Below are 782 nucleotides of genomic sequence, written 5' to 3' on the forward strand. Positions count from 1 at the left end.
GTCTTTAGCTCATTGGTTATCATATTAATATCAGTATCTTTAGCGCTAGTATTTCTATGAACAACCATGCTATCAATACCAGTGTTTGCAACCTTTAGGGTGATGACTTGCGTGTCCGCCAAGACAGGCGGCGTCCAAAGCGTACGCTCAAAACTGCTAGAAGATGCGGATACTTGGTTTAGATAACGCGGTAAGTCAGTGGCGATATTACGACCGACGACCACGCATTCTAATAGTGAGTTGCTGGCCAGACGATTAGCGCCATGCAAGCCTGTATAAGCGACTTCGCCTGCGGCGTAAAGTCCAGGTACATCCGTCATGCCGCGCGCATCAGTGACCACGCCGCCGCAGCTATAGTGCGCAGTCGGTGCAACGGGTATAGGGTCAGTGGTCATATCGATACCGAGATCCAGCAGGGTTTGATAGATCTGCGGAAAATGACCTTTGATAAAGTCATCTGGTAAATGACTGATATCAAGGTGCACGTAGCCCAAACCATTATTGCTAATTTGTTCCGCTATCGCTCGCGCTACGATATCGCGCGGCGCAAGCTCAGCGCGCGCGTCAATCTCTAACATAAAGCGTGTGCCTGTCTGCGGACAATACAGATGAGCGCCTTCACCGCGCAGCGCCTCTGAGATTAAAAAGCTACTATCGCTAAGTGCAAGACCTGTCGGATGAAACTGGATGAATTCCAAGTTAGCCAAGCGGCATCCTGCTTGCCATGCCATCATCACTCCATCACCAACGCAGACATTGGGCGCGCTGGCGCGTTTGAACAG

General features: G+C 50.5%; 1 protein-coding gene. It reads right to left on the bottom strand.

The window, feature by feature from the left end:
* A partial coding sequence (locus tag ACTXGO_RS15190) for an FAD-binding protein (RefSeq protein WP_443575104.1) occupies positions 1-782 on the bottom strand: 782 nt, incomplete at both ends.

It is taken from the genome of Psychrobacter sp. T6-1 (assembly GCF_052258445.1).